The following is a 1,616-nucleotide window of genomic DNA, read 5'->3' on the forward strand; positions in this document are numbered from 1 at the left end:
CTAAAGTATTTGTGCTTTTCGATAAAGCGGTTGCGCTTGTAACCTCGATCCAACCTGGTAATGTAGTCCGACTTGGGCACCCTGAATACATCGCCTCTGCGATTTAAGTCCGGTGTAGTAATCGGCTGATCGACAGAGCCGGGCGCAGGTCGAACCGGTGCATGCAAGGTGTAATATTGTTGGTACATTTCAGAGTTGCTATCACAACGAGCTGGAGATACCAGATCACTCATATTTCTCACGTGACCGTCAGATAGCAAGCCACGATTCTGCACCCAGTACATATCACGTAAGAATGTCGCGCGAATCGACTCGACCTCTTTTTGGTAAATCGTTGGAGAGAAAAATCTGCCAACTTCATCCAAACGCAACATCTTTTCATTTGTGTTGGCACCGACGCCATCATTGTGGCAGCTGCCGCAATCGCGATCGAAGGTCTCTTTACCTCTTGCTATCGCTGCAGAAACTTTTGGATAGGACTGCCAGCCCTGGCTAATAAACTGTCCTTCTTGCAATGCTGGTATTTCGCGCGTTTTCGTTACCTCTTTATCTGGTTGAGGTATCTTAATACCAAACCAGCCCCGCTTAGGCGGCTGCGGTACCATCTCGGTATAGGTCTCTATGACTGTACCGGTTTCTGTTTGGTCGACAAGTAAACCCTTCTGCTTCAACCAGCGATACATACCAATTTCACGTAGTAAGTCATCGTCCTCATCAAGCTGGGTCATGTACGCGGTTAAGGCTTGTAAAGGCGCTTTTCTCATTGCCCCTTGCGCACCGTCCGGCTCTTCTGCATGCACATAAGAACCTTCAAAACCGACATAGGATTCGGTATGCGACAGAGAACGTCGAATCGACATATAGTTGGTCACATTTGGAATTGCGATCGGTGAAAACTGATAATCATTATCGGTATGGCTGCCCTCTCCTTTGATTCTAACCAAGTTATGCTCACCGGCACCGGCAGGCATATGATAGATCAACATATCTTTGGCAACTTTTTCTTCTTCCGGTGCCCAGTCTGGCCCTGGCTCCTTCTCATAAATGCCCTTGAAGGTTTTTAGCGGCGTCTGTAAAACTGTCCACTTCATGGTCCATTCAGGGTTAGGCAAGCCAGGGAAAACCTTTGTTTCATCTTCGCCATTGACGTTTTGGTAAGTGATTTGATAACCGTGGCACGACGCACAGTTGAAACCGGCAAATTCACCCGGCCCTGTATAAGGGTGATTACCTTCTGCATAGCGATATCCTACCCAACCTGTATCTTTTGTATTGCCTTCAAGCTTGGCAGAACCCAAGGTGAGGAAGCCGGGGATCGGGGTTGGCATTGGGTAAGGATCAAAGTAAACATCATCCATCGCTTCATTCGGCACTTGCCCTCTGACCGTTTTATAGGCGCCAAACAACTCTCTCGGGTCAGCATAGCCTCCTTTAACCGGGTCAAACGAACGATAGTTAAAGATCGCCTTCCAATCCAGGTTTCGTACCGCATGTGCGACACCAATATTGTAGTCGTACGACCAGAATATCTTTCGACCTTCTGTCACCAAATCAGAGAAGTTCGGGTTATTAACATCTATATCAATCGGCGTGCTGGCAACGGCATCACTCAGCTG

General features: G+C 47.9%; 1 protein-coding gene. It reads right to left on the reverse strand.

Annotated features, from left to right (window positions below):
• The coding region (locus tag A3735_RS30150; RefSeq protein WP_068637538.1) for a cytochrome c at positions 1-1,616 on the reverse strand (1,616 nt) is incomplete at both ends.

The organism is Oleiphilus sp. HI0061, from assembly GCF_001635675.1.